General features: G+C 57.6%; 17 protein-coding genes and 3 pseudogenes. 10 read left to right on the plus strand and 10 right to left on the minus strand.

Annotated elements, in window-relative coordinates:
- Positions 1-12: 12 nt before the first annotated feature.
- Complete coding sequence (gene ectB, locus IVA95_RS28225; protein ID WP_247513674.1) at positions 13-1,275, minus strand: diaminobutyrate--2-oxoglutarate transaminase; 1,263 nt, start codon at positions 1,273-1,275, stop codon at positions 13-15.
- Between the two features lie 541 nt (positions 1,276-1,816).
- Positions 1,817-4,267: a CoA transferase gene (locus IVA95_RS28230; RefSeq protein WP_346658060.1), complete on the minus strand. Its 2,451-nt coding sequence runs from the start codon at positions 4,265-4,267 to the stop codon at positions 1,817-1,819.
- A gap of 2,670 nt (positions 4,268-6,937) precedes the next feature.
- Here IVA95_RS28230 and IVA95_RS28235 point away from each other — a divergent pair.
- The 9 genes from IVA95_RS28235 (at position 6,938) to IVA95_RS28275 (ending at position 15,318) form a co-directional block, all read left to right on the plus strand.
- Positions 6,938-7,597, plus strand: coding sequence for a hypothetical protein (locus IVA95_RS28235; RefSeq protein ID WP_247513466.1), 660 nt, complete (start codon positions 6,938-6,940; stop codon positions 7,595-7,597).
- A 117-nt stretch (positions 7,598-7,714) separates the two neighbouring features.
- A complete protein-coding gene (locus IVA95_RS28240; protein WP_247513467.1) occupies positions 7,715-8,872 on the plus strand; it encodes a Xaa-Pro peptidase family protein in 1,158 nt (385 codons plus the stop codon).
- Positions 8,873-8,964: 92 nt separating this feature from the next.
- Positions 8,965-10,074: a M14 family metallopeptidase gene (locus tag IVA95_RS28245; RefSeq protein ID WP_247513468.1), complete on the plus strand. Its 1,110-nt coding sequence runs from the start codon at positions 8,965-8,967 to the stop codon at positions 10,072-10,074.
- 584 nt (positions 10,075-10,658) lie between these two features.
- Complete coding sequence (locus IVA95_RS28250) at positions 10,659-10,922, plus strand: hypothetical protein (protein ID WP_247513469.1); 264 nt, start codon at positions 10,659-10,661, stop codon at positions 10,920-10,922.
- A 119-nt stretch (positions 10,923-11,041) separates the two neighbouring features.
- Positions 11,042-11,287, plus strand: a complete 246-nt coding sequence (locus IVA95_RS28255) for a hypothetical protein (protein WP_247513470.1) — start codon at positions 11,042-11,044, stop codon at positions 11,285-11,287.
- Between the two features lie 313 nt (positions 11,288-11,600).
- Positions 11,601-11,858 (plus strand): hypothetical protein, encoded by a 258-nt coding sequence (locus IVA95_RS28260; RefSeq protein ID WP_247513471.1) that lies wholly within the window; start codon positions 11,601-11,603, stop codon positions 11,856-11,858.
- Positions 11,859-12,247: 389 nt separating this feature from the next.
- Entirely contained in the window at positions 12,248-12,472 is a 225-nt protein-coding gene (locus IVA95_RS28265; protein WP_247513472.1) for a hypothetical protein, read from the plus strand.
- 1,111 nt (positions 12,473-13,583) lie between these two features.
- Positions 13,584-13,766, plus strand: a complete 183-nt coding sequence (locus tag IVA95_RS28270) for a hypothetical protein (protein WP_247513473.1) — start codon at positions 13,584-13,586, stop codon at positions 13,764-13,766.
- Positions 13,767-14,826: 1,060 nt separating this feature from the next.
- Positions 14,827-15,318, plus strand: coding sequence for a lipocalin-like domain-containing protein (locus IVA95_RS28275; RefSeq protein ID WP_247513474.1), 492 nt, complete (start codon positions 14,827-14,829; stop codon positions 15,316-15,318).
- A gap of 2,030 nt (positions 15,319-17,348) precedes the next feature.
- Here the strand turns inward: IVA95_RS28275 and IVA95_RS28280 are convergent.
- Together IVA95_RS28280 and IVA95_RS28285 are read right to left on the minus strand one after the other, a co-directional pair.
- Entirely contained in the window at positions 17,349-18,176 is an 828-nt protein-coding gene (locus tag IVA95_RS28280; protein WP_247513475.1) for a 3-keto-5-aminohexanoate cleavage protein, read from the minus strand.
- Between the two features lie 704 nt (positions 18,177-18,880).
- Positions 18,881-19,139 (minus strand): annotated as a pseudogene (locus tag IVA95_RS28285) (transposase); the annotation flags it as partial.
- Between the two features lie 210 nt (positions 19,140-19,349).
- Between IVA95_RS28285 and IVA95_RS28290 the strand changes: the two are divergent.
- Positions 19,350-20,297 carry an aldolase/citrate lyase family protein gene (locus IVA95_RS28290; protein WP_247513476.1) on the plus strand — a complete coding sequence of 316 codons (948 nt, stop codon included), beginning with the start codon at positions 19,350-19,352 and terminating at the stop codon, positions 20,295-20,297.
- A 469-nt stretch (positions 20,298-20,766) separates the two neighbouring features.
- On the opposite strand, the pseudogene IVA95_RS28295 reads toward IVA95_RS28290, so the two are convergent.
- From IVA95_RS28295 to IVA95_RS28320, 6 genes and pseudogenes are all read right to left on the minus strand, one after another.
- Positions 20,767-20,991, minus strand: a pseudogene (locus tag IVA95_RS28295) (hypothetical protein).
- Positions 20,988-21,131, minus strand: a pseudogene (locus IVA95_RS28300) (transposase domain-containing protein); the annotation flags it as partial. The pseudogenes IVA95_RS28295 and IVA95_RS28300, both read right to left, overlap by 4 nt.
- Positions 21,132-21,148: 17 nt before the next feature.
- On the minus strand, positions 21,149-21,619 hold the full coding sequence (locus IVA95_RS28305) for a zinc-binding dehydrogenase (protein ID WP_346658071.1): 471 nt from the start codon (positions 21,617-21,619) through the stop codon (positions 21,149-21,151).
- The gene (locus tag IVA95_RS28310) at positions 21,619-21,819 is read right to left on the minus strand and encodes a hypothetical protein (protein ID WP_247513477.1); all 201 of its coding nucleotides are present in this window, start codon (positions 21,817-21,819) and stop codon (positions 21,619-21,621) included. Before IVA95_RS28310 ends, IVA95_RS28305 begins: the two co-directional genes overlap by 1 nt.
- Entirely contained in the window at positions 21,816-22,139 is a 324-nt protein-coding gene (locus IVA95_RS28315; protein ID WP_256470302.1) for a hypothetical protein, read from the minus strand. Before IVA95_RS28315 ends, IVA95_RS28310 begins: the two co-directional genes overlap by 4 nt.
- Before the next feature lie 743 nt (positions 22,140-22,882).
- Complete coding sequence (locus IVA95_RS28320; RefSeq protein WP_247513479.1) at positions 22,883-23,668, minus strand: GntR family transcriptional regulator; 786 nt, start codon at positions 23,666-23,668, stop codon at positions 22,883-22,885.
- Between the last annotated feature and the right edge of the window lie 80 nt (positions 23,669-23,748).

Raw genomic sequence — 23,748 nt, forward strand, 5'->3', positions numbered from 1 at the left:
TGAATTTGGCGGTCACTCTATCCCAGTCTGCTTCAGCGTTCCGGCCAAGGCTTCCTCAAATATTTCAAGGCCCTGATTTAGGGTGTCATGATCAATCGTGAGTGCTGGCAAGAACTTTATGACCTGATCGATGGGCCCGCATCGTTCGATGATCAGTCCTTTCTCAAAGGCCTTGCGTGCCGTAGCTGCTGCAACCTCAGTCCTTCGGCAATCAAAGCCCACCGCCATGCCTCGCCCTCGAACGGCAAAACTGTTTCCATACTCTGATGCAATGGCTTCAAGTCGGCGCCTCACAAGCTCTCCCATCCGCTGAACTTCCTGCGCAAAAGTCTCGCTCCGCCAATAGAGATTTATGGCCGCGGTTGCAGACACCAGTGCGAGGTTGTTACCGCGGAACGTGCCAGTGTGCTCTCCTGGCTGCCATACGTCGCACTCCTCTTTAATCAATAACATTGATAGCGGCAGACCGTACCCACTTAGTGATTTTGAAAGTACGACAATATCTGGCGATAACGCCGCGAACTCAAAGCTAAAGAATTCGCCCGTACGACCACAGCCCATCTGGATGTCGTCAACGATGAAAAGAGCGCCCGCGTCCTTTGCTATGGCCTGAATTGATTGTAACCATTCCTTCCGGGCTACATTTATACCACCCTCTCCCTGCACAGTTTCGACGAGAATGGCAGCTGGACGATCGATGCCACTGCTCTCATCCATCAACACCTGTTGCAAGTAGTCAGCCGTATCAACAGCTGGCCCAAGATAGCCATCATAGGGCATGAACGTAGCGCCCGACAAAGAAACGCCGCTGGCCGTGCGAAAGAACCGATTGCCGCTCGCGGCAACCGCTCCTAAGCTCATGCCATGATATCCATGCGTGAATGAAATTATGTTCTGACGCCCGGTGACTTTGCGTGAAAGCTTCAGAGCTGCCTCAATAGCATTAGCACCTGTCGGCCCTGTGAATTGGAATCGGTAGCGCAGATTCCGCTCTCGAAGTATGACAGAGCTGAACGTCTCCATGAAGCCGAGCTTTGCCGGAGTGGCCATGTCAAGCCCGTGGACCACGGCATCCGATGCTAAATACTCAGTAATGTCAGCTTTGATTTGATGATTGTTATGGCCGTAGTTCAATGCTCCAGCACCGGACAGGAAATCAATTACCTTTCGACCTTCCTCCGTTAGCATAACGGAGCCGCGCGCTCGACTGAAAATAGCCGGAAACGAACGTGAGTACGATCGGACGTTTGATTCGAGGACTTCGAAGGTTTGCATCTTACGGGGCTCGCCAATGACTTCATCCACGATCGTCTCCTCCACCAAACGCAGACGTATTAGATTGTGCGAGCTGTGGCTTAGCGAGCGGGACGTGCCGCGCGTCTCGGCGCGGCCTTCCCCGCGTGCTCTCCAGAAGGCTCACTCACTTACCGGATAACCGGGAACGACGGACCTACTAAGATTTGTGGGTTGTGACTCAGAGAGCCACGCATATCCCTGCCATTCAGGCGGAGGGCCAATGATGTCCTCAAGGTCGGTACTCATTCAATGTCTCGCAATGCGGCTTCCGTTCTGGGTTAGCAATGGGATGCGAAGCTGGTTAAGCTATCACGGCAGTCGTCACCGGAAGGCGATCGCAATGCCATGTAGTTCCACAGTTTGCTGAGATACTTAGAAACGCCGCGCCCTGCTTTGCCGTGAGGCATGGATGGCCGAGGCCAAGGACGCGCTCCTGAGCGGCTGATCTGCCAAGTCTGAGTGCAATCGAGCCGTAGATCCAGCAGTCTGACGCCACCTTCTAGGTCTTCGCGAGCTACCCTCAGGAGACCATCGCGGTACCGATGATGTTCTCGCTTGCCAGTTGCGCGATCTCGGCGTCGGAGAGCCCGAGAAGTTCTGTTAGGACCTCTCTGTTATGTTGTCCCAGTGTCGGGGCCGCTGAGCGGATCGCATACGGCGCTGCGCCTTCGCGAATCGGCATCGAGGGCTGCGGGTGCGAGCCAATGAAAGCGCGTTCGACCTCCTGCAGAAATGCGCGCGAGCCGAGATGCCGATCCTTGAGCAGGTCAATCGGCAGGCGGGCCACCCCTGCCGCGACCCTTGCGCCCTGCAGCTCGGACATGGCCTGATCCGCATCACGAGTGTGCGTCCAAGCTTCGATGCCTGCCTCTATGAGATCCTCAATGCCGCGGCGAGCTTCCGCAGATTCAAGCGATGCGTTCGAGGCCCAGTCTGGCCTACCAATAAGGATGGCAAGCCTCTGCCACATCTCCGCATCGGTTGCCGCTATCACGATCCAGTTGTCCTCACCCGCGCACCGGAAGCAGCCATGCGGCACCAACTGCGGATGTCGAGCACCATACTTTGTGAGTGGCGCCCCATCAATCGAGTGAACGGTGATCCATGGCGCCGCGAAGGGGATCATGCACTCGATTTGCGCGAGATCAATGAATTGTCCCTGCCCGGTGTTGCGAGCGTGAATCAGGGCGAGAAGAACCGCAGCGCAGCCGTTCAATCCGCCGACGGGATCCCCGAACGCGATGTGGCTCATCACGGGCGGCTTATCGGCGCTTCCGACCACGCTCGGCAGACCTGAGCCCTGCTCGAGAGTCGAGCCATAAGCCCGGCAATCGCGATGGACACTGCTCGCGCCAAAAGCTGACATCGACATCATGACGAGGCGTGGATTGAGTAGTTTGAGTACGTCGTAACCAAGCCCGAGCCTTGGCAGCACATCGGCCGAGTAATTGCCGACCACAATATCGGCTTCCGCCAACAGCCGCTTGGCAAGAGCGAGGCCCTGCGGCCGCTTCAGGTCAAGTGTGATGCCGCGCTTGTTGCGGTTCATGATGCAGAAGCATTGCGCCAACTCATAGATCTGCCGGTCCACGTAGCCGCTGCGCCGGTCAACGCCGCGCCACCAGTCCGGATACTGGATGGCTTCGATCTTGATGACGTCCGCACCGAGATCGGCCAGTGTCCGGGTACACAATGGGCCTGCCCAGCCCATCGTGAAGTCGATCACGCGAGTCCCATGCAACGGCTGCCGGTCCGCATCGATGCAGCCGGACGATCCAGGCCCAGTCAGCGACCCGTGAGTACGGATGTGGGCGGAATGTTGCTGCTCGCCGGGAGCCGGAACTCTGCCACCCCGGCGTGGTGGCGTCAACGTCAGCCGCTGCATCGAACCAACCGTCAGGCCCTCCTCTTTACCAATCACAACCGGCACGATTGCGCCGCGCGCCTTCTTCTCCGCGTCTTGGAGCAGATCGGATATTTCGGGCACCGGCACGATCGGGATTTTGCGCTTCAGTCCCTCCGCAAACCACTGTTGCGCTGTCCGCGCCTTCAGCCTCGGCACAAACTGTCGTTCGATCTGGTCCATGTGTTTCAAGCGACCTTCGTTGAAGGCCAGAGCCGGATCATCACGCAATTCGGATAAATCGAGCATGTCGCAGAATGCGCGCCATTGTCCCGGCGTGACGGTCGAAAGGCCGAGCCAACCTTTTTTGGTTGGGTAAATGCCGACGGGAAAGTTCGGCCAGAAGCGGTTAATACCGATCCGGCGCATCACGTCGCCGCACGCAAATGCCTCGAACATGAGATACTCAGACAGAGCGAGACTCGATTCGAAAATGCTGAGCGACCACGAGCGCCCTGCCCCACCCTGCAGTCGCCCAACAACCGACGATGCCGTGGCGATGAAGCCCCATAAGCCAGCGAGGATACCCGTCTGGAAATCCGGTGCGTGCAAGGGCGGGCCTTCGGCCGGTCCAACCAGCTTGATGAGACCGGCGAGAGAGCGCACTGTCGAGTCGGTGGCAGCGAATCCTGCATAGGGGCCCTCGCGGCCGAACCAGCTCGCTTCGAGATAGATCAACCCAGGGTGTCGCTGCCGGATCGAGGCGATATCGATGGGCGGGCAATCCGCCGGATCAACATCGCGCCCATCGACCAGAATGTCGCAATTCTCGATCAGTTCCGTCAGCCGCGTGGTCGCGTTCGGGGCGGTGGCATCGATGATGATGCTTGACTTGTTTAAGTTCAGGAATGCAAACCACGCGCTGTTGTCGCCGGGCGTGAGCGGCGCGCTGCGGCGAAGTGGATCGCCGGCTCTCGGCTCGACCTTTTGAACATCGGCACCGAAATCCGCAAACATGCGCGCGCAATAGCTGGTCGCGGCCGAGCTACCGATCTCGATGACGCGTAGATGCGATAACACTCCCATCGACAGCTCCTTTTCCACACCGATGCTCAGGAAGTCACCCATCAGCCGACGCAAGCTTGTCGCACCCTAAGCGCGGCTCTGCTGCAGTACCGATACACAGAAGTTTGTGTGGCGATGCGAGGCGGCGACAGCGGGATAGAGCGCATAGCTTTGATCCAAGTCCTCCCCGAGGCAACCCTGACATTGCATTGGAAACAACAAACCAAATATGGCCGTGTCGTTCTGATGGAGCTCCGCAACTTTGCTTTTCTCTTCTAGCTTAAGCGATCGGCGAGTGGCTCTTTGTCCCGATGGAAGCAAAGTCGCATGCGCCGCCCTATGCCGACGAAATTCGGCGGTCGGCCACGCAGCCGTCAACAAGGAGACGTAGAGGAAACGCGATCATTTCGACTGTATGTCCGGGCTATAGGCACGACGCCGAACAGTGACAGAACTGGCGTGCTTGCCGCAACGTTAAGCGACAGCAAGTCTGCTGTATTCGATGAACAGCCCTTGCTTGACAGGCTGCGCGAAACTTCGCGATCCGTACACTGGTTGGGCTTGCCCAGGTTTTGTCAAGCATATCGCCCTGCGGCGTGATGATCTCCGCCAGATCCGGACGAGTGTAATCGAGATCGAGTTCAGCAATCCAATGTGTTCGGTCGGGTACGCACGGTGCGGGAGGGCGATCCACTGTCGCATTCCAATCTCTCATCTGCCAAACAGTCATACGCTCCCACCACTAGGATGAGTCGGTACGACAGCGCGGCTTAGCTGGTGTCGGTCCTGCTGCGGCCGTCATTGAAGCGGAATAAACCACTAGCTGCTTCGCTTTGGCAGCTACCAAATTGGATAGTCGGTACCACAAAGCGCACCGATGTTGTTCTACGAGCGCGCGTCAGCTTAGCATTGCGCGCCGGGCCGCTCGGGACACGATCATCACGCATGCGGCCACATTCCGCTGCGCCCGCCCGTTTAGCGGCAGAAAGGGTCAATTGATAATGATTGGTATATCGTTGCTGCTGCAATGCTGAAGCGCAACTCTGTTATCTACTTCGGCACTCAGGTCAGTTGCATGTCCAAAACCGCCAGAACGAGCGCTGGCGCCATGATCTGGACGAGGAAGAAGGCGATGATCTGAGCTTCCGAAGTCATGATGATTATCTTCCACTCCCCAGCGGCATGCTCCCCGGCCAGCTCTGGAGAAGTTCCAGGCCTAGCGCAGGGAAATCAGGGCAGTAGTCTGCTTCGATGTTACGGCTGGGGTAGAATGGCTACCAAGCTACAACAGGCCCTCGTGATATTAAGCATCGCGCCTCAGCGGCCGTCCCGTGTATCTCGGCCGGGGTACTCTCACGTTCCCACCGCCTGACTTAGGTCGTGCAGGCCGGGCTGATGCGATCGAGGCGATCGAGCTCGCCTAGGACGCGGCCTCTTATTGTAGCCATTATATCTGAATCGTACGCCTCGGCGACGGTACCCCCGACCCCGACCATACCAGCCGCTCGCGTCCTCGAGATTGACCGCGGCACATTCATGTTGTTGAAATACAATGCCTCCGCAGAATGCCATCAACTTAGGCAGCAGCCAGATCGCAGCGGATCTCCCATTCCTTGGAAGTGTCGGTACGCATATCTCATCTCCTTCGATTTCATGCTAGCGTATCTCGTTACGTTCTCGCCCCTTCATGCAAGCTTTTGGTCGAGAAGGGGCGCGAGAACAGGGCACTCTTCAGTCCTGGAATGCCGAGCGACATTGGCATCGCTTGCGCTCTGCAGCGGCTAGTCGCCTCACCTCAGGCGGACCATGCTACTGTGATTTCTCCCGAGGAAGTGGACACAAGCGAGGAATGCTGCAAGGCTTCCAAGGCAAACAAATCCGACGGAAGCTTGGCCGAATTCATTCATGCGGCCTGTGACTCTCCGTTTGCCACGCCGTCATTCCACCCCGCAGATGCTGTTCAGAGGTTTCCGTAACCTGGAATTCCCGTGCTGATGCCACACTCTGTAGCGTGTGAAGTGTCTAACCAGGTCTGGCTGCTGCGCCGGTCCAGGCTCGCCGGGGCTGCGCCTTCGCAAACTCCCACCAGCGCAAATACCGCAAGGTGCTCTCCTTGATAATCCGGAGATGATGCCGGTCACCCAGTCTGTCTGTCCCGACCATTCATTTGCGCGGCAAGTCGAGCTGATCCGAAGCGCCAAGTGCATCATGGCCGACGCGTTGGCTTTCCGACGCTGTCGCGCTTGCGACAAATTGTATTCACTGAAGATCGCCTGCTTTCAGCGATTCTCGCGTGGCATGCGGATTGCAAAAAGCCTGGTTGGAAAGACAACGAGGGGGACCAGCCATGATTTCCGCCATACCAACTCGTCAGAGTGCGATACGATATGAGCTAAGCTATCCTGTCGAACCAAATGACGCTGTAGTGGACAAGCAGGCGCTTGGCTTGCAATTGCGACAGCGGAAAATGTGCCCTTTGCGCGGTGCGCTAGCTGAAGGAAATGAAGCAGGGCCGGCCACGATGGGAATTGACCAAATCGCCGCCATATGCGCCGCAGAAGAGGCTCACCTGCCGCTACCACCATGCTCGAGACCGCTTGCCAAACCCACGACCTACACCTGCGTCTAAGACCGCTCCACCCCAAACTAGGGAATTCGGTTCTAGTCCGGAATGCTTCGTCAATGACCCCGCAACTATCACGCTCTCTCGGAGTCCTGCACCTCGAACGTGGGGTGCCGTCCGGCGCCGCGCCACCGAAGCCCGCGCCCGGCTCGATGCTAAATTCGGCCACTTTCGATTTCCCGATCATCTTCGAAACAGTCGCGGGAGCTTGGGTAGAGAATGTCGTGCGCGGCGATCCAGCTCTTGAGCCGTCATTTATCGCTGCCGCCCGGCGGCTCGTCGAGCGAGGTGCCGTCGCGATAAGCTCGACCTGCGGCTTCTCCATCCGGCATCAGCCGGCGGTGGCCAAGTCGACGAATGTGCCCGTGGTGATGTCAAGTCTGCTCCTGCTGCCGGCGTTGCTTCGGCAGCTGCCGGCATCAGCCAAGATCGCAGTCTTGACCTACGACTCGACGCATGTAGCCGAAGACCTGCTCGGGGTTGATGACCCAGCAGAGCGGGCGAGAATCGTGATCGGCGGGATCGAAGGCGGCAAGTTCTGGCATGACGAGCTGAAGCGTCCGCCACCACCGATCGACGTTGCAGCGATCGAGAAGGATGTCGCTGCCTGCACCGAGCGACTTTGCATCGCGCATCCAGATATCGCGATCATCCTGTTCGAATGTGCGGCGTTCCCCCTCGTGTCGCCGGCGATCCGTCGTATCACGAAGTTGCCTGTCTACGACATCACAGACCTTTGCAGACTGACGATGGCGTCCATCGCATGGTAACGGCGGCAGATTAGACGGATACTTCGCAACGACAGGTCCGCCAAAAGCACCTTTTCGCGGCTGCGTCGCTTCCATGCCGAGCATCGCCGCCGTGCAATGAGATCAGGAGAAGCCGTGATGCCCGCATTTGATCAACAGGAATATCGCGAACGTACGGCTCGGCTGCGCCAGCGAATGGCGGAGCGGGGCATGGACGCAATGCTCGTCTTCAACGAGGCGAACATGAATTATCTCACTGGCTACGATGGATACTCAGATTACGTCCCGCAACTCGCGCTAGTGAGTCAAGACGAGGAGGATCCGTGGCTGATCTTGCGCGAGATGGACGTTGCATGCGCAACGGTCACATCCTACCTGCCGCGGTCGCGCCTACTCAGTTATTCCGAGAAATACATCGGTTCGAGCCAGCGGACACCATGGCAGCCGATTGGAGATATGATCCGCGAACGCACCAAATCAAGGAACATCGGGGCCGAACTGACGGCAAAAAATTTCGGGGTGAAGGCCCAAGCTACCCTGGCCAAGACCCTGGACCTTTCAAAGAGCATCGATGCCGATGGCGTCATTTCCAAGCTGAAGCTGCTGAAATCTCCTGCTGAGATCGCCTACATGGAGCAGGCTGGAAAGATCGTCGATAAGGCCATGAGGGTCGCCCGATTAGGCGTCGCTCCCGGCGCGCGAGAATGCGACGTAGCCGCATCCGTTATGCACGCGTTGTGTACGGGCACACCGGAATTCCCGGGCCATGCTTCTCGCATTTATCCGACCATGCCGACCGGACGCCCGGCGACTGCTCCGCATCTCAAGTGGACCGACGCGAGCTATGCGATGAATTGTCAGACCAATTTTGAATTAGGAGCCTTTCGCCACCGCTATTGCTGCGCATTGTCCCGGACCGTGTTCTTAGGTGAGCCGTCCGCTCGGTCACGGCACCTGCACCAGGCCGCGCTTGACGGCTTTTTGGCTGCCTTCGAAACGATGCGGCCTGGAGTAACATGCGGAGATGTCGACCGAGCGTTCCGGCGCACCTTTAGCTCTCGGGGCGTACGCAAAGAATCTCGAATCGGCTACTCCCTCGGGAATGATTGGCCTGACGGTGGCGCGAGCCTACAGGATGACGATGAGACTGTACTCCAACCCAACATGACTTTCCACTTGATCATTGGCATCTGGGAGAAGGACGACGGCTATGTCTTCAGCGAGACAGTGCGCGTGGCTCACAACGGCGGAAAATCGCTGAGCAGCATGTCGCGCGACCTGCTGGTCAACCGCTGAGACAACAGTCGTGCAAGTCCGTCGACGTCAGCGACGTCCGATGAAGATGCTCCAGGGACTACTTCACTCGTGCAGCCTTGACTGGACTCCGAATGAACGATGCCATTGTCGACGCGGCGAATAAGCACTTCGCATCGGATTACTTCGAAGCACGTCAAAGATTCCGTGACTACGTTAGGAAGGCCGCAGTCGGTGAAGCCGCAATCTATCCGTCGCCAGCTCGTGGGCCTCGTGGAAGAGAACTCTCAACGGATGTTGCGTGGTTTGGCGACCGACGCGCCCCAAAGGTAGGAATTTTGGTATCGGCTACACATGGCGTCGAAGGATATTGCGGGTCCGCGGCACAGCTCGACTGGTTGGCTGAACGTGGTTACGAGAGGCTCAAATCTGATGAAGCGATGTTGCTGATCCATGCTCTCAATCCTTATGGGTTTGCCTGGGATCGGCGCGTCACGCAAGAAGGCTGCGACCTCAATCGAAATTTTGTCGATTTCACGGCTCCGTTACCTCATAATGCCGCTTACGACCTGCTTGCTGATTGTCTTGTGCCATGTGAGCTCGACGGTCCACTTTTTGTTGCTGCCGAGGCAACAATAGAGGAGTTCCGCAGAACACACGGCGAGATTGCTTTGCGAAAGGCTCGGACTAGCGGGCAGTACCGACATCCCACCGGAATTTTTTTCGGCGGGTTTGCCCCTACCGTCGCACGGCAAACGCTTGAACGGATCGTCTCGGATTACCGTTTGGAATCTCGTCAGCGTGTCTTGATTATTGACTATCACACGGGCCTCGGGTCTTACGGTTATGGTGAGCTGCAATGCGAGCAGGCATCAGGTATATCAGGATATCAGCATGCACGTGACATCTTCGGCCTTTCAGTCACATCGCCGGATCTTGGCACCTCATCGGCTGTTGTGCTCAATGGCACACAGGATGAGTACTGGCAGCGCCTCCTCGGAGATCGGCACGTCTACGTTTGTCTCGAGTTCGGAACCTACCCTCCGGAGGCAGTCAGATCTGCATTACGTGCTGACCATTGGCTCTACACATATCGTCAAGGCGACATTGAAACAGATGTTGGGTATGAAATTCGACGACGCGTGCGGCAGCGCTTCTATCCGGAGAGCACCGATTGGAAGGAAATGGTACTATATCGCAGTCGTCAGGTTCAGCGACAGATGCTCGAAGGTTTGCAAGTATGAGAGCTCGACTACTCACAACAGTAGCGCTCAGCGCGCCTCAGCAAGCAAAAAGCCAGGCACGCAAACGAGTTGGCAGAGGGTGTTTTACGGATCGTGATCCAAAGCTAGTCAGGGTCGAAGATCACTAGCAAAGTCTGCGGCAACCGCATCCGCGCCCAATCGCCTGAGACTCCAACGTCTTGGTCACCAAGCCCGGAGTCTTGGCCGATCTTGCAGTTTCAGCGATCAGGAATTGGCCCCCCCCGAGCTTCTAACGGGGCGGTGGCATCTCGGACACGTACTTCATTGCGAGCTATGTCCGGTGCTCGGGTTTGGACTGGTCGGCCGGACCGCGCATCAGAGCACGAGCGAGAAGACTTAGTGCAACCGGGAAAAGCCACCGGCAGTCTCAACGCAAGGCTGCGGTGATCACCGGCGCGCTTATCGACGCAGCAAATAAGCACTTCGCCAATTCTTCGAAACTGGACCTCCGGGGTGCGCTTAACCACATCGGGCCCGAGCCGCTGAAGAACGCGGCGTCGCAACCGAGCTTTTCACACCGATGAACCCCACCGCGTGTCTGCTACTCCGATGACGTCATCCACATGCCCTTGCAGTGCGCGACGCAATGGGACGCGCTCGGCCACGTCTACTATGACGATCCACCCTACAATGGCTTCAAGGCGCGCGAATGCCTCACTGAAAAGGGTGCGCACAAGATGGGCATCAACCATCTAGCATCCCCGGCATGGTTTCGCCGGGGTGCTCTTAAACATTGCGCGGTAAAGGTAGTCGAGCGGCTGCCGCTCGACTACGCGATCACGCTAGATGGTCTGAACGCCGCATGCGAGAAGGAGGGCGTGAGCTAGGCGCGGGCGACGTCCTCTTGGTGCACACCGACCACATGCTGTGGTTCATCGCGGACAGGGACCGCGAGGCTTTATGGGGATGCAGCCCGGTCTTAGTTACACATGTGCCGAGTGGGCTCATGACAAGATTGATGCCGCCGTGGCCGTCGATAACATGGCTGTGGATCCTGGACGCAGAGGGGCTCGGCTCGGAGATGCCGCTCGCCTTCCACATGCTTGCGTTGCGAGACACGGGCATGCCGCTGGGCAAGATGTTCAATTTGGAGGCGCTCGGCAACGACTGCGCCGCCGACGGCCGTTACAGCTTCATGCTCGCAGCCCCGCCTCTGGAGGTTAAGTCGGCCACCCTGTTGAGATCGGCCTGACGCTCTCGAGAACGCCGACCGAACCGCGGCCGGGTCCCCCTTTGCGGCCAAGCAAGTGGAGGTCTGACGGTTCCGAGAGAGCGCCGATGAAGGTTTGAGAAGTTTTGAGACTGCGGCACGCCGTTGGCGTGAGCGAGCGCCAGATCGCCGTCACCGGTGGCATCAGCCAATCGCCGGTTGGCGAGTATCTGCGGCGGGCTGCAGTTATCGGCATTCCTGATCGTCGTGCAGTCTTCGGCCTTTTCGGGCCTCCACCCCGGCCACCCAGGCCTATGTTGCCGAGCGCACCTGTCTAGCTGAGCACACGCTGTGGATGTCGGGCATCGCCTTCGTTCTTCAGCCTTGGCACTGTGATCGGTCCGTGGTGCCGCCGGTCTCCATCGTCGGCATCTTTGGATTCGCAGGACCGCTCTATGCGTTTGCCCTGATCGCGACGGCAATGCTGATCGTCCTCGCGCGCTATCTAGATCCGCCGATCTTACCGCCGAAGCCAATGCCGCAGACCCATAAGGCGCGTACGCCGCTGTGGCGCAGCTCCAACCTCACTCCTTTAATCGGTACGGCTCCCTGATCTCGTTCTGTCAGAATGCGCAGGCACAAACCTTGGGCTTCCTGATCATCGACGAGACGCATAAAGCCCTGTCTGCGCCGGCCCTGCCACGCCTCGCCCAGGGCTATATCGAGGTGGCGATGGTCGGCGGGGCGGCCGCGAGTTTACTTGCGCTGTGGGGCTTCATCCCCATGTTTCGCATAACGCCAAAGGCCCTCTTGCGAATGGGGTGCGGGACTGGCTGCACTGGGCAACATCTTGACCGCTCTCTCGCCAAATAATGTCGCCGCAATCGTCGGCTATGACTTTCTTGCCTCGGCTTCTCCTTCGCCCGCCCAGGGTTCACGGTCGGCGCGGCGCATCGTTTTCCCTACCGATGAACGAGCAGGCCCGCGCGGCCGGTGCTATCGGTGGCGGTCAATGGCGTGGACACGCTCCTTGCGCCGTTCACGGTGAGCCTCTACGGGATCTTCGCTTCCGGCCCTTTTTTTCTAGAGTGCGTCGTGCTCGCTGGCTTGCTAGCCTATGCTTATCTCAGTCTAACCCTGCGCAATGTCGGCAGCCACGTTACGGACCGCAAAGAGGTTGATTTCGAAGCCGCGCTCCAGCGTAGCGACAGCTGTGCAGGCTCGTAAGCTTTGAGGACTCAGCTGCAGCAGAGGTGCCTACGAGCTTTCGCTTCTGTAAATATTGTCGAGCCCGCTCAGCATTTCGGCAGATCGTGAACGGTATGTTTCCGCGCTTCATTCGGACATGACAACGCGCCTGCTGGAAGTGATCACGGAGACGGCGACGTCGTTGGTTCTACGGACGACAAAGCCCGAATTGTGGAGGACACGCTGGTCCCCTGCGTGGGTCGCCAAGAGTTTGTCCGAGGCACGGAAGCCGCCCGGTTTCCGCATGCGCGGCGGCAACGCGGCCAGCTCTTCCAGTTTCTTTGTCGGATCGGCTCGCAGATAGACCTTCGTGCTTTGCAGGCTCCCGTGTTCAAGCCAAAGTGAGACCTTTCGAATGTCACGGGTCGCGCGCCCTCGCGCTGCAGCTGCAACCGCGCATGGATGGACTCTGGCGGTCCCCACCACACCGCCTTCAGCGTACTGCGCGTCGATGATGCAATCGAGGAGGCAATGCTTGGAGTCATCGGTCCGGGCGCTATCGCCGCGGCAACCGCTGCCGCCAAGCAAGCCAGGGAACGGCGAGATTAGGTACGCGAGGGTTCTCAGTCGTGACCTCGAGCCGGCGCACTATGCCGCCGACCGGGCCTTCCGCAATACGATGCCGCTGCCCGGCTGGTGGCGGGCGAGCTTGACGCGCGCTGGAACAGGCCGCTCGTCCACGCAGCGGGGTCGAGGGCGAGATCGCCATGCATGATGCATGTGAACGCCCGCGCCCCCTTGCCGATCAGCTTCGCTCAGCGTTATGGGCTCGAACCTCAGAATGGCGGGGATGCGCCGACACAGATGCGCGCTCAAGAAGCGCATTGTGCGCACCCTGATCCATGAGGTCGTGGCCGATATCCATGATCGGTCTCCGAGGTCGTCCTGATCGTCCACTGGGTCAGCGGCGTTCCCTGCGAGATACGGCCCAAGCGCCGACGCGGCAGCGTAACAGCACCTCTGACAGTATCATCAAAGCTGTCCGCCGACTGGTGCTGATCGCCAGCGATGATCTCATCGCCGGCCGCCTCAACCCGTAACGGCTTCAAGACATGGTAGCGGCAATCTTGAACGCGAGCGTGTCACCTCGATGAGCTCGAACTATCGCTTCCCAGCTGCCGAGGACGGGATCGAGCCCTGGCTGCACCTGAGCAACGCGGCGAAGCTCCTCAAGACAGCGCCCAGAACGCTCCGGTTCGCCGCTGAAGCCGGCGAGATCGCGGTATCCATCCGCTATTGGGCGGCCCGTGCATCTTCGCCCGCAGCGAGCTGATAGCCACTGCTCAACTGTCGCCGAAGCGAGCGCGACAGAACCCAAGATACCGCCCAGCATCGCATCCCAAGTAGGCAAATTCTCTTCTCCTTAACAACATAGACAGATAGGTGTTCTGATACGCAGATTTAGTATCTGCGCCAATTCTCCAATTTCGCGCGGGTCCGCACGGCTGAGGAATCAGTGCGTTGAGGCATCCGGCCCGGAAGCACAAGGCCTCGAGGAACGATTGTTGGTCGACTTGCCGGGCCGCGAGAAGTCCAGCGGGACGCGGCGCTGGTAGGTCGACCTGTCGAGATCGCGCGACACAATCTCGCTGCCCTGATCGACCCGGATCGTCGCCGGGAATCTCACTTCCTTGCGGGCTCTTTCCGGTACCGCCACGACGTCTCTGTCGCGGAAGGTGAATCGGGGCTGCAGCGACGCGAGACTCTGGCGAAGGTATCGACGATCGTGAGCACGCGCAGTTTACTACCGTCGTCAACGGATCGTGAACAAGATCTATCCCCAGGTCTCATTCGATCGCGTCGCCGGCCGGCGATCATCCTGCAGCTTGGACTTGACCATGGTACCAAGATGCAGACACCGGCCCGACCAACTACCAGTGTTAGCAATTGATCGAGGTGGCAGACTCGTGGCACTCATAGCCTAATGTAGATGGCTCATATCACACGTTACCGGGACGACATTGCGTCAAGTGTGGTGCTGTCGATCGCCGCGGGTCTTGATGAACACCTTCATGCTTCCTGGAGTTTACCAGTTATGTCGAAGCTGGATAATACCGCGATAAGTTAAACGGTTTTGGCCAACGACGCCATACGACCTGCCAAGCACGCATGACGCCGAAATCAGGAACAACAATCCGCGGGTGCTTTGCCGGACTAGGTACTCGTTGCGATACGAAGGCTGCTTTCGACCACAAGATCATCTTCGTTCGCGGACCCACGAAAGAAGAAGGCTCTGCGCTGAAAATCATGAGAAACGGTTCTTCGATGTCTACATTCGTGGGGTCGTGAAAGCCGTAAGGGGAGTTAGCGATAGCAACAGAAAGGAGAGACAAGTGGCGACTGAATTCGTGGCGAAAGACGAGAACGTTCTGAAAAAAGTGAAAGCGGGCAAGCCCCCTGCGGACTGCGCCGTGATAGGAACCTGGAAGCTGCAATCGTATGTGCGCGAGCGCCTCTCTGACGGGTACCGGCACAATCAGTTTGGCGACGCCCCGGAAGGCTATATTGGCTATGCCGCTGACGGTCGTATGTATGCGATCTTCACCTGTTGCGACCGCCTAAAACCGCGCGACGTGGTGCCAACTGACGAGGAAAGCGTCGAACTTCTCGCCACCATGGTTGCCTACGCCGGCACGTTCTCAATCGGCGATAACGTCGTCGTCCATCACATCGACACGTCCTGGAACCAGGCCTGGACGGGGACCGACCAGGCTCGTTACTACGCGCTTCATGGCGACACCCTCACGGTCACTACGGTGCCCTACAAAAGCTACCGGGACGGCACCATGGGGCGGTCCATCCTGGTCTGGCACAGGATTCGTTGACATCGCACAGAGCGACCGATAGCCGATCTGTCGCACTTAATGGAAAGCACGTCTTTGTGGACGGAGCAAGTGGGCTAGGCGGTCGCGTCAGAATGTCTATCATGGATTCAAAAAGGGAGTGAGAAATCGCAGTCGGAGTTGATGTCGTAACTCTGGAAGATGAGGCGATATATCCATCGGGTCTGTTAGCGCAGCCAGATTATGTTGCATCCCGCCTCCCTGTGATATCTGTCTCGGATTAGCCGACCCACGATTACCACGCGTTCCTCGTCTCCATGCTAAAGTTGGCCGTTGACGCGAACACAAGACATTGCCTTTGACCCTGAGCGCCTTTGCTACGTGTTTCACCTGTTGATGAGGTCCAGCTAGGGCCGTGACCTCGTTCATCTTCAATGGCATCGCCGCGCAGATTGAATTCTAACTCTCACCGTCTTCACCAAGCGCATCGAACGCCAAATTTCGCTCTGGCGAAGGCAGGGCCGAGATCAACGCTGTGGAAATGATGGACAATGCTCCCGCCGCTGGCGCGGCTCCCGCGTTGCCCATCATGCCCAGCAAGTGCAAACGTTGGCGGCGTGACAAGGAAGGTTGGGAGCGGTTCGAATTCCAACTAACAAACTTTTCAAGATCTCACTCAAGACGGGGGCATTCTTTGGAGCGTTCCAGAGTTCGGGATTACTACCGAGTGCGTTTTTTTTGGACAAGGACAGCCTGATCCGCGCCTCAACGAAGTTTTTAAATGTATTCTCGGAAGCACGGTAAGCGCGTGTTCGACATGAGCCTCCGGCTCTTGCTTAGAGCAAGAGCAAACAGGGATTCTCGGCGGCCGCGGCGTGCCCGGTTATAGCCTTGATTGGCAGGGATGGGCCGTTCTAGTCGTATGCTCGTGGCGTTAGTGGCTTAGCAAATCATAGCGAGGAGATCACCTCTCATCTTGGTTGCTTGGCCTTCAAACTATTTAATGAACTGGTGCCGGTGAGCACGTGGCGCCGCTCCGTTCCGTTCGACGCAATCATAGCCCCGTTCCCTGCTTATTCTCGGACCAACTTGTGAGAGGTGGCTACATCCTTACATATTCGGATAGATTGCTGACTAGATAATGATGCATTCGATTTCTCGGGTTGGGGAGCACCGAGCATGCTCTTGATCTCTGGGCCACAACTTTCGATTCTCCCGCCGAGGCCATGTCTTGTAGCTCAGCCAAAGACCACTCCTCAATCTGTGCAGCGAGAGGACGCTAGGTGCTTAGCCATGGCATTTTTTGGACCGGGTTGAGTTTGCATTGTTCTGGCCGGAATTCCAGCATTTGCAAATCTATTCGTAAGGCCTTTCAAGGTCTAACTTGTTTTGGCCTCGAGCCTTGGCGGTGCATTCTTCACGATCTGCAGGATGCGCTATGAGGCTAGTTTTACATGGAGCCACCACGAACCGACGAAAACCACATAGACTGTGCTTTCCTCGAAGAGGAGATTATCGTCGCTTGAAGCTGAACAGGATCGGCAACTGCAGATGAGATTTTGCCAGAGCCTTCAACGTGACGGCTAAGAAGATGACGAAAGGAGCGCAGCCTCGACACGAGCACAGAGAAATGAGCGAACTGGTTCATAGTAGGGCGTAGCGCCTGGAGGCCGCCAACACCACGATTTGTTGCTTGCCTGGCTCGTGCTAGCGAATGCGATCTGCGCCGGCCTCACCTTGTTGCGCTCGCAGATCTGTTCAGGGGATGCACCGGGTCGTGAACGGAGCAGCATATTCCAAACGTCTTTTCGGATGCTTCACTTGCAGGCTGCTCTCGAGCGATATCGCTGTGATAGCCGCTGATCAGCTTCGGTCTTGTTGATGTGGAGACGGTTTGATAACCCGAGTAGATTCTCGGAACTGTACACCGGCAGAAGGAAACCACCTGAGCGTTCAAGGGAAAGCCGCGCTCGCGATTGCGTCATTCCTGCTCAGCTGCCAAGCCCTTTCGTTCCTAATCATGTCTGCCCGTTTCGAGGTGTCGGATCAAGACAGCGCTTCACATAATCAGCTCACCTAACGAGCCTGAGCAACGCACGCGCCTCTTGCACGGTGGCCGGACGCCGCCCGTACCGGCTGCAGGCTTTCACTAGACGTTTGACGAGTGCCGCATTTGACGGAGCAAGCGTCATACGATTCAGTCGGATATTATCCTCGAGTCCGGTCCGGCAGTGGCCGCCAAGCTCAAGCGACCACTCGTTAAGCGTGATCTGATCCTTCCCAATACCGGCACCAGTCCAGGTTGCGTCAGGCGCTAGCCGACCGAGAGTTTTTATGTAGAACTCAAAGGCTTCTCGATCGACAGGCATCGCGTTCCTCACGCCCATTACAAATTGTACATGGAGCGGTCCCTTAATTTTGCCTACTTTCTGCATCGAGACGGCCTGGAAAATCATCGAGAGGTCGAATGCTTCGATCTCAGGTTTTACGTCATAAGCCAGCATCTCAGAGGCCAGCCATTCGACGAGCTCGGGAGCGTTCTCGTACACGCGCGTCGGAAAATTGCATGAACCTGTTGACAACGACGCCATATCGGGCCTGAGTGATAACATGCCACCACGCTCGCGACCGGTCCCTGACCGACCGCCAGTCGAAACTTGCACGATCATGCCGGGACAATGCCGTCTTAGACCTTCCAGCAGACGACCAAACCTTTGTGGGTCCGATGTCGGACGCCCGGCATCGTCTCGCACATGACAGTGGGCAACCGTTGCGCCGGCTTCAAATGCCTCCTGGGTCGACTCGATCTGCTCCGCAATCGTGATTGGCACCGCAGGATTGTCGGCCTTCGTCGGTAGCGATCCAGTAGGCGCAACCGTGATTACACAAGGTACCGTCATGCGTTTCCTTTGAGTTCTTCGAAGGGTACTTCATTCAGCATCCGAGATCGAAGCTCCTGCTCTAGACTAGATAAAGAGAGAAGTAGACCGGCTACTCTCCGCGCCATCACTCGGATCCGTCGAACGCAAGAAAGAACACCAAATGCCCAGATCGCACGACAGCTTAGGCCGTTTGGAGCGACACCTGGTCCCTGCCCCTTCTATGTGAGCGTCGTACTTCTGAAAGATGTAAAATGTTTCCTTTAGCCCTGCTTGTCAGCCTTAGCCCATTTCTGTTTGCAAGGCCGAATTTCAGTCGACCTACGCGCCTTCTTCCGAAGTACATGGCTGCCCACGCATATGCAGCGACCCGCCCCGCCTTGCCTATCGAGTTGCCCTTGGCGTTTTAGGTTCGAAGCACAAAGCGGTCTGGGTTGCGCCGGCGACAGATGCACGCCCAAGAAACGCATTGTACGCACGCTGATCCACGAGTTGGTGGCCGGCGACGTTCCCCGCGAGATATGCCTGCCCAAGCGCCGGCGCGGGCAACGTCTCAGCAGCTCTGGTGATATCATCGAAGCTGTGCGCAACTGGTGTTGATCGCTAGCGATAATCTGATTTCCGGCTTCCTCAACCGCAACAGCTTCAAGACAGGTAACGGTAATCGCTGGACGCGAGCGTGTCACCTCGATGCGCTCGAACTATCGCTTACCAATTCAAGCCCGCCGTCGGCGTATCACGTTCTGCAGCATCTCCTTGTCGAGCGACAGCTCCGCGACCAATTTCTTCAGCTTGGTGTTCTCTTCCTTGAGCTGCTTCAGCTGCCGGCATCTGGTCGGCAGCAGCCCCGTCATAGCTTCTTCCAGTTGTAAACCTCGCCTGACTGAGTCCGGCCTTGCGGCAGAACTTCGCAACCGGCATGCCATCGGCACCCTGCTCGAGAATAAACGCCTTCGGGGCCTCTGAAAACTGCGACGCTTTCATCTTTTTCACTCCTCCCAGCCGCGGGGCTCTATGCGAAAACTCTAGTCAAAAATTGACTAGCTTGCCGGCCTCGGATCAAGCCCCAAAGAAAGGTAGGTGTACGGGCAATTCAGATATGTAACCAACAGCCAAGCCGCGGTCGGTTGAGCTATCAAAAGGCACTCACGGTGAGGCGGCGTTAGACATGTGAGTCAAAAGGAGAAAGACTCTATGCCCCAAACTGTTCGAGAAGCTCGCTGGTATCGCTCGATGCTCTACGTTCCTGGAGACAAACTCGACTGGATGTTGAAGGCGCCCAAATATGGAGCGGATGCTCTAGTGTTCGACCTCGAAGACTCGGTCGAGGTTACGCAGAAAGCTGAAGCTCGCAAGGCAGTCGCGGCAGCTATCAAGGAGCTATGCACCGGGCCCTTCGGGCGCTTCGTTAGACTCAATGGGTGGCGAACAGGCTTTGTGCTAGAAGACCTTAATGCGGTTACAATCGATGGCCTTGACGGGGTGGCGCTGGCTAAGACTGAAGATCCGGAAGAAATTGCCGCATTGGACCTCGTGCTTGAGGAGTTGGAGAGGTCGCGGGGGCTGCCGATCGGCCGAATCGAGATTTGTCCGCATGCGGAATCTGCATTGGGGAGGTACAACATGTACCATCTCTGCATGGCATCCCAGAGAGTCAAACGGGCCGGCAATTCTGGTGGCCCAACCCCAGGTGGAGACGGGGCTCGCTCCCTGGGCCTGCAGTTTAATGACTCGATCGATGACGGAATTCACTTTGGAGCCCATTCCGCGCTACAGGCTCGTGCTGCCGGGATTATACACGTTGAAGGCGCCATGACCGCGATATTGGACGACCTCGAGTTGGTGAGGCGAATCGGCGAAAGATCGAAGCGCATGGGCGCGTCTTGGGCGTCGGCGATCCACCCTAGCCATATCCCCATCATCAATGAGATCTATTCGCCATCGCAGGATGAGATCAATGAGGCGCGTAACATCATCTCCGTCCTGGCGGAGGCAACTGCCCGCGGCGAGGGCGCTGTTCGGTACAAGTCAACGATGCTGGACTATGCGATCGTTCGGACTGCCATGGACGTTCTTAAGAATGCTCAGGCGGTCGGAATCGATGTTGGCAACGTTCCAAAAATCGAGCTACCGCCACTTTAAGAACGCCGTATGAGGGCCGGCCGCGTTGAACTGGCGTTTACGATCGCAACATCGGGAAGCATCCTCAATCAAGTAGATCGTTTGGCTGCCGTTGGCCGAGTCGGCTCACCTTCGGGATGGGCGACTTCGCTACTTCGGCTTCACACACGCGAGGGTGAACTACGTCACAAGCCAAACATCAATTGGTGATTTGCCTTCCTGAACTAAACCCCCGGCGCCGTTTACGTCCGACCTATACTACCGCTTGCTTGCGTGGGAGTCATCAGTTCGCAAACTTAACCCAACCGCACCGCTACGGTCACGAAACTGCGCAAAACGCGCGCAGCTCCTTGCCGTGCGCCTCCGGGCGATGGTGTCTCATGCAATGGCTCACTTGCAGATGATATTGCGTTTCCGGACGATTGCGAGTACGCATCCGGCGTAGACCACAAGCTCGGTTGGATTATTTTGACGGCCAGCGCTTAAGCAACTAGGGATTTTCTTTATAAATTTGGATGAGCTCGATGAGGCGCTCGATGCCCAAGTCGGTGAACGCCTGGACACCGTCTTCGCCAACGCCATAGACCTATATGGCGCCGTCCTCGATCTCCATTTTATTGGCGAGGTCTCGCAGCCAGTCTTCGTCTTCGCCGAGGTCCCTCGCGACCTGCGTGATGGTGGTGACGTGATGGACCTTGTTGACGTGGGTGGTCATGCCGCTCGAGCGGAGAGCGCTGATGCTGGCGTCCAATTCCAGGGCAGAAGTTCGTCCAGCCGATGAGCCGGATGGGCGGCGATCCGGGCGAGGATATCCGTAAGCCACGCCTGCGGGTCGATGGCGTTCATTTTCGCCGTTTATGCCGCCCGCCGAACTATGCCGAGTCGGGTCGTTCGGCGAAAGCGGTCGGGATGTTCTCCAATCCCTGGCGGATATCCTCGCGGTACTTGATCTTGCCAGCATTCACCAGGGGTGCGACATAGGCCAACATCTCGTCGTGCTGTGCCGCGAACTCGCTCACCGAGAGGTTCCCCACCCTCACGTGCCTCGCCTTGAAGATCGGTTCGCCCAATTTCATCAGTGCTGCGCGCCTGTCGATACCTCCGTCCGCATCGCCATAGTGCGCGATGAGACCGCAGATGATCATCCGCGCGGCCTGATTGAACAGCGGGAGCACCGCCTCGAACACCTTGGCCCCGACATTTTCGAAGTAGACGTCAACGCCGGCTTGGCAAACGGCGGCGAGATCCGCTGACAGAGTGGGCGAAAGGTGGGAGACGCAGGCGTCGAAGCCCAATTCCTCGGTCACGAACTTGCATTTGGCATCACGGCCAGCGATCCCAATTACCCGCGCGCCCCGCTGCTTGGCGAGCTGCCGGCAATCTGGCCGACCCCGCCCGAAGCCGCCGAGACCACCACGGTCTCGCTTGGCCGAGGCGAGGCCATCAGCTCCTTGCCGGCATAGGCGCTCAGCCCCAGTATGCCAAGCACGCCAACCGACTGCGAGATGCGTCCCAGCGAGGCATCGAGCTTGCGCGGGTTCATGTAGCTTGGCCGCCAGACACCCAAATCAGCGCATATTCGGCCCAGCCGTTGGTGTTGAAGACGAAATCGCCGGGAGCAAATTCGCTCATCCGGCTCTCGATAACCTGAGAGACGGTGCGCGCGTGGCACGGCGCGCCGGCCGGACCGGTGCGCTCCCGCTGGTAGTACAATTGATAAGGATCGAGAGACACATAGATGGTCCGGGTCAGTGCCTGCCTCGAAGCGGGCACCGGGATCGCGCCCTGCTTCAGCACGAACGTGTTCTCCTGTGGCCACCCAGTCACCGGCTGTTCTGGCAACGTCCAGTATCGATTTCTCATAACTCCTCACTCTTCCCCGGCACCGCCTAGTGTGTTGAGCGTCAATCCTCAACCAGCTCGGTTGAATGCAGCCAGCCGAGCACAAAGGCTCGTTGTCTCAGGTAGCAGTCGCTTTATGATCAGCCACGACTCAACTCCTCCAGTTTTGCGATCAGGTCTTCGAACCAAAAGCAACGCCTTGGGCGCTAATCAGAGAAATTGCCAAAATCAGCACACCTGACCTCATAATAGCGAGCTCGACATTAATTTCGGCGATATTCGATGGCAGCGTGCGGATTTCCGGCGAAAATCTCTTCGCTTGCTACTGAGTTACTCGCCGGCTTCCTTGAGCTTATCGAGCGCGCCCGCGAGATCTTGGGAAGCATTGATGGATCTCTGAGGATTAACGAGCACGGCCGGCCAGTCCCGCATCTATTACGGGAGTGCCTCAACGATCAGCAGCCGCTCCGCGAGCAATGCTACAGCGAGATGTCTCGATCAGCGCGCGAGAGGAAAAGAGACGCAAAGAATAGACATGAACTGCACGTGCCAATTTTCATTGCACATCATGAGCCTCTCTGACGAAACGCCCAACTCACGGAAGCTCTTCAGTTATCGGAAACATGCTTCAGAAAATGAGAACGATGCGGTGCACGCGCGCGGGCCGATCCAGATCGGTCGTGCTGAGCATTCTTCACGCGCATGTTTGTTCACGTCCCGGCCACAGTGCCCTTGAAGAGCGGTCCAGTTGATGGAGTTGACCGTCAGTTTGCGCCGACAGTTGACGTCGAATTTCGCTTTTTCTTCTTATCTTCGGCGGGCTCATTCAGCCTGACGACGGCCTTCTCCAGGTACTTGCTGGCCCAGAGGATGTCGTTTGCGAGAGCAAGGCGTGCGCCTGCACCATCTCTTGCCGCCAAGCTCGCCAATATCGACCGGTGAGGATGATCTTTCGCGGTTGCGGATTCACTGAAGTCGTTGAGCGTAAGAAGCGGGCCGATCTGAACCCATAGGCTTTCGATCAGTCCGCAAACCACAGGCAAATCTGATGATCTGTAGATCCTGAAATGAAATTCCTCGTTGATCGAGAGCACGGTCTGCACATCGCGCTGCCGTCTTGCGAGCATCAACTGCTCATGCATCTTCTCCAACGCGGAGACATCCTGCGATGAGATAATGTTCGCCGCAGCTTGTGCCGCGCGTCCTTCAAGCTCGATTCGAATGTCGCGAATTTCCCTGAACCGCGCCACACTCAAGACCGGAACCATCATCGTCCGTGACTGATGTGAAACAAGCCCGTGCTCAGAAGCCAACCGGAGAAGCGCCTCCCTGACAGGTGTAACACTGACTCCAAGTTCCTCGGCCAATGGCTTCAGGAGAAGCCGCTGACCCGGCCGGAATCGGCCCGCCATCAGAGCTTTCCGAAGCATCAAATATGCTCGCGCGTGTAAGTTGTCACGCCCCACGTGCAGCCGATCGGCCTCGGTCGGCATGAGGAAGGTGGATGAGGAAGCAGAGGTATTTGCGTCTAAAGATCCTTCCTTTCTCATTTTCCACCCGTTCCTGTCTCGGCGCCGCGCGACTCGTGATGGGCCTGCCCCTGTAGGCACGACCGTGTACCACGGGTGCA

It is taken from the genome of Bradyrhizobium sp. 157, from assembly GCF_023073815.1.
In the GTDB taxonomy this organism is placed as follows: Bacteria; Pseudomonadota; Alphaproteobacteria; order Rhizobiales; family Xanthobacteraceae; genus Bradyrhizobium.

Excerpts from the sequence above, each read along its gene's own strand:
- ectB (WP_247513674.1), bottom strand. The coding sequence starts at position 1,275 with ATGCAAACCTTCGAAGTCCTCGAATCAAACGTCCGATCGTACTCACGT.
- IVA95_RS28230 (WP_346658060.1), bottom strand. The coding sequence starts at position 4,267 with ATGGGTGACTTCCTGAGCATCGGTGTGGAAAAGGAGCTGTCGATGGGA.
- IVA95_RS28240 (WP_247513467.1), top strand. The coding sequence starts at position 7,715 with ATGCCCGCATTTGATCAACAGGAATATCGCGAACGTACGGCTCGGCTG.
- IVA95_RS28245 (WP_247513468.1), top strand. The coding sequence starts at position 8,965 with ATGAACGATGCCATTGTCGACGCGGCGAATAAGCACTTCGCATCGGAT.
- IVA95_RS28250 (WP_247513469.1), top strand. The coding sequence starts at position 10,659 with ATGCCCTTGCAGTGCGCGACGCAATGGGACGCGCTCGGCCACGTCTAC.
- IVA95_RS28255 (WP_247513470.1), top strand. The coding sequence starts at position 11,042 with ATGACAAGATTGATGCCGCCGTGGCCGTCGATAACATGGCTGTGGATC.
- IVA95_RS28260 (WP_247513471.1), top strand. The coding sequence starts at position 11,601 with ATGTCGGGCATCGCCTTCGTTCTTCAGCCTTGGCACTGTGATCGGTCC.
- IVA95_RS28270 (WP_247513473.1), top strand. The coding sequence starts at position 13,584 with ATGAGCTCGAACTATCGCTTCCCAGCTGCCGAGGACGGGATCGAGCCC.
- IVA95_RS28280 (WP_247513475.1), bottom strand. The coding sequence starts at position 18,176 with ATGACGGTACCTTGTGTAATCACGGTTGCGCCTACTGGATCGCTACCG.
- IVA95_RS28290 (WP_247513476.1), top strand. The coding sequence starts at position 19,350 with ATGCCCCAAACTGTTCGAGAAGCTCGCTGGTATCGCTCGATGCTCTAC.
- IVA95_RS28310 (WP_247513477.1), bottom strand. The coding sequence starts at position 21,819 with ATGAACCCGCGCAAGCTCGATGCCTCGCTGGGACGCATCTCGCAGTCG.
- IVA95_RS28315 (WP_256470302.1), bottom strand. The coding sequence starts at position 22,139 with ATGAGAAATCGATACTGGACGTTGCCAGAACAGCCGGTGACTGGGTGG.
- IVA95_RS28320 (WP_247513479.1), bottom strand. The coding sequence starts at position 23,668 with ATGAGAAAGGAAGGATCTTTAGACGCAAATACCTCTGCTTCCTCATCC.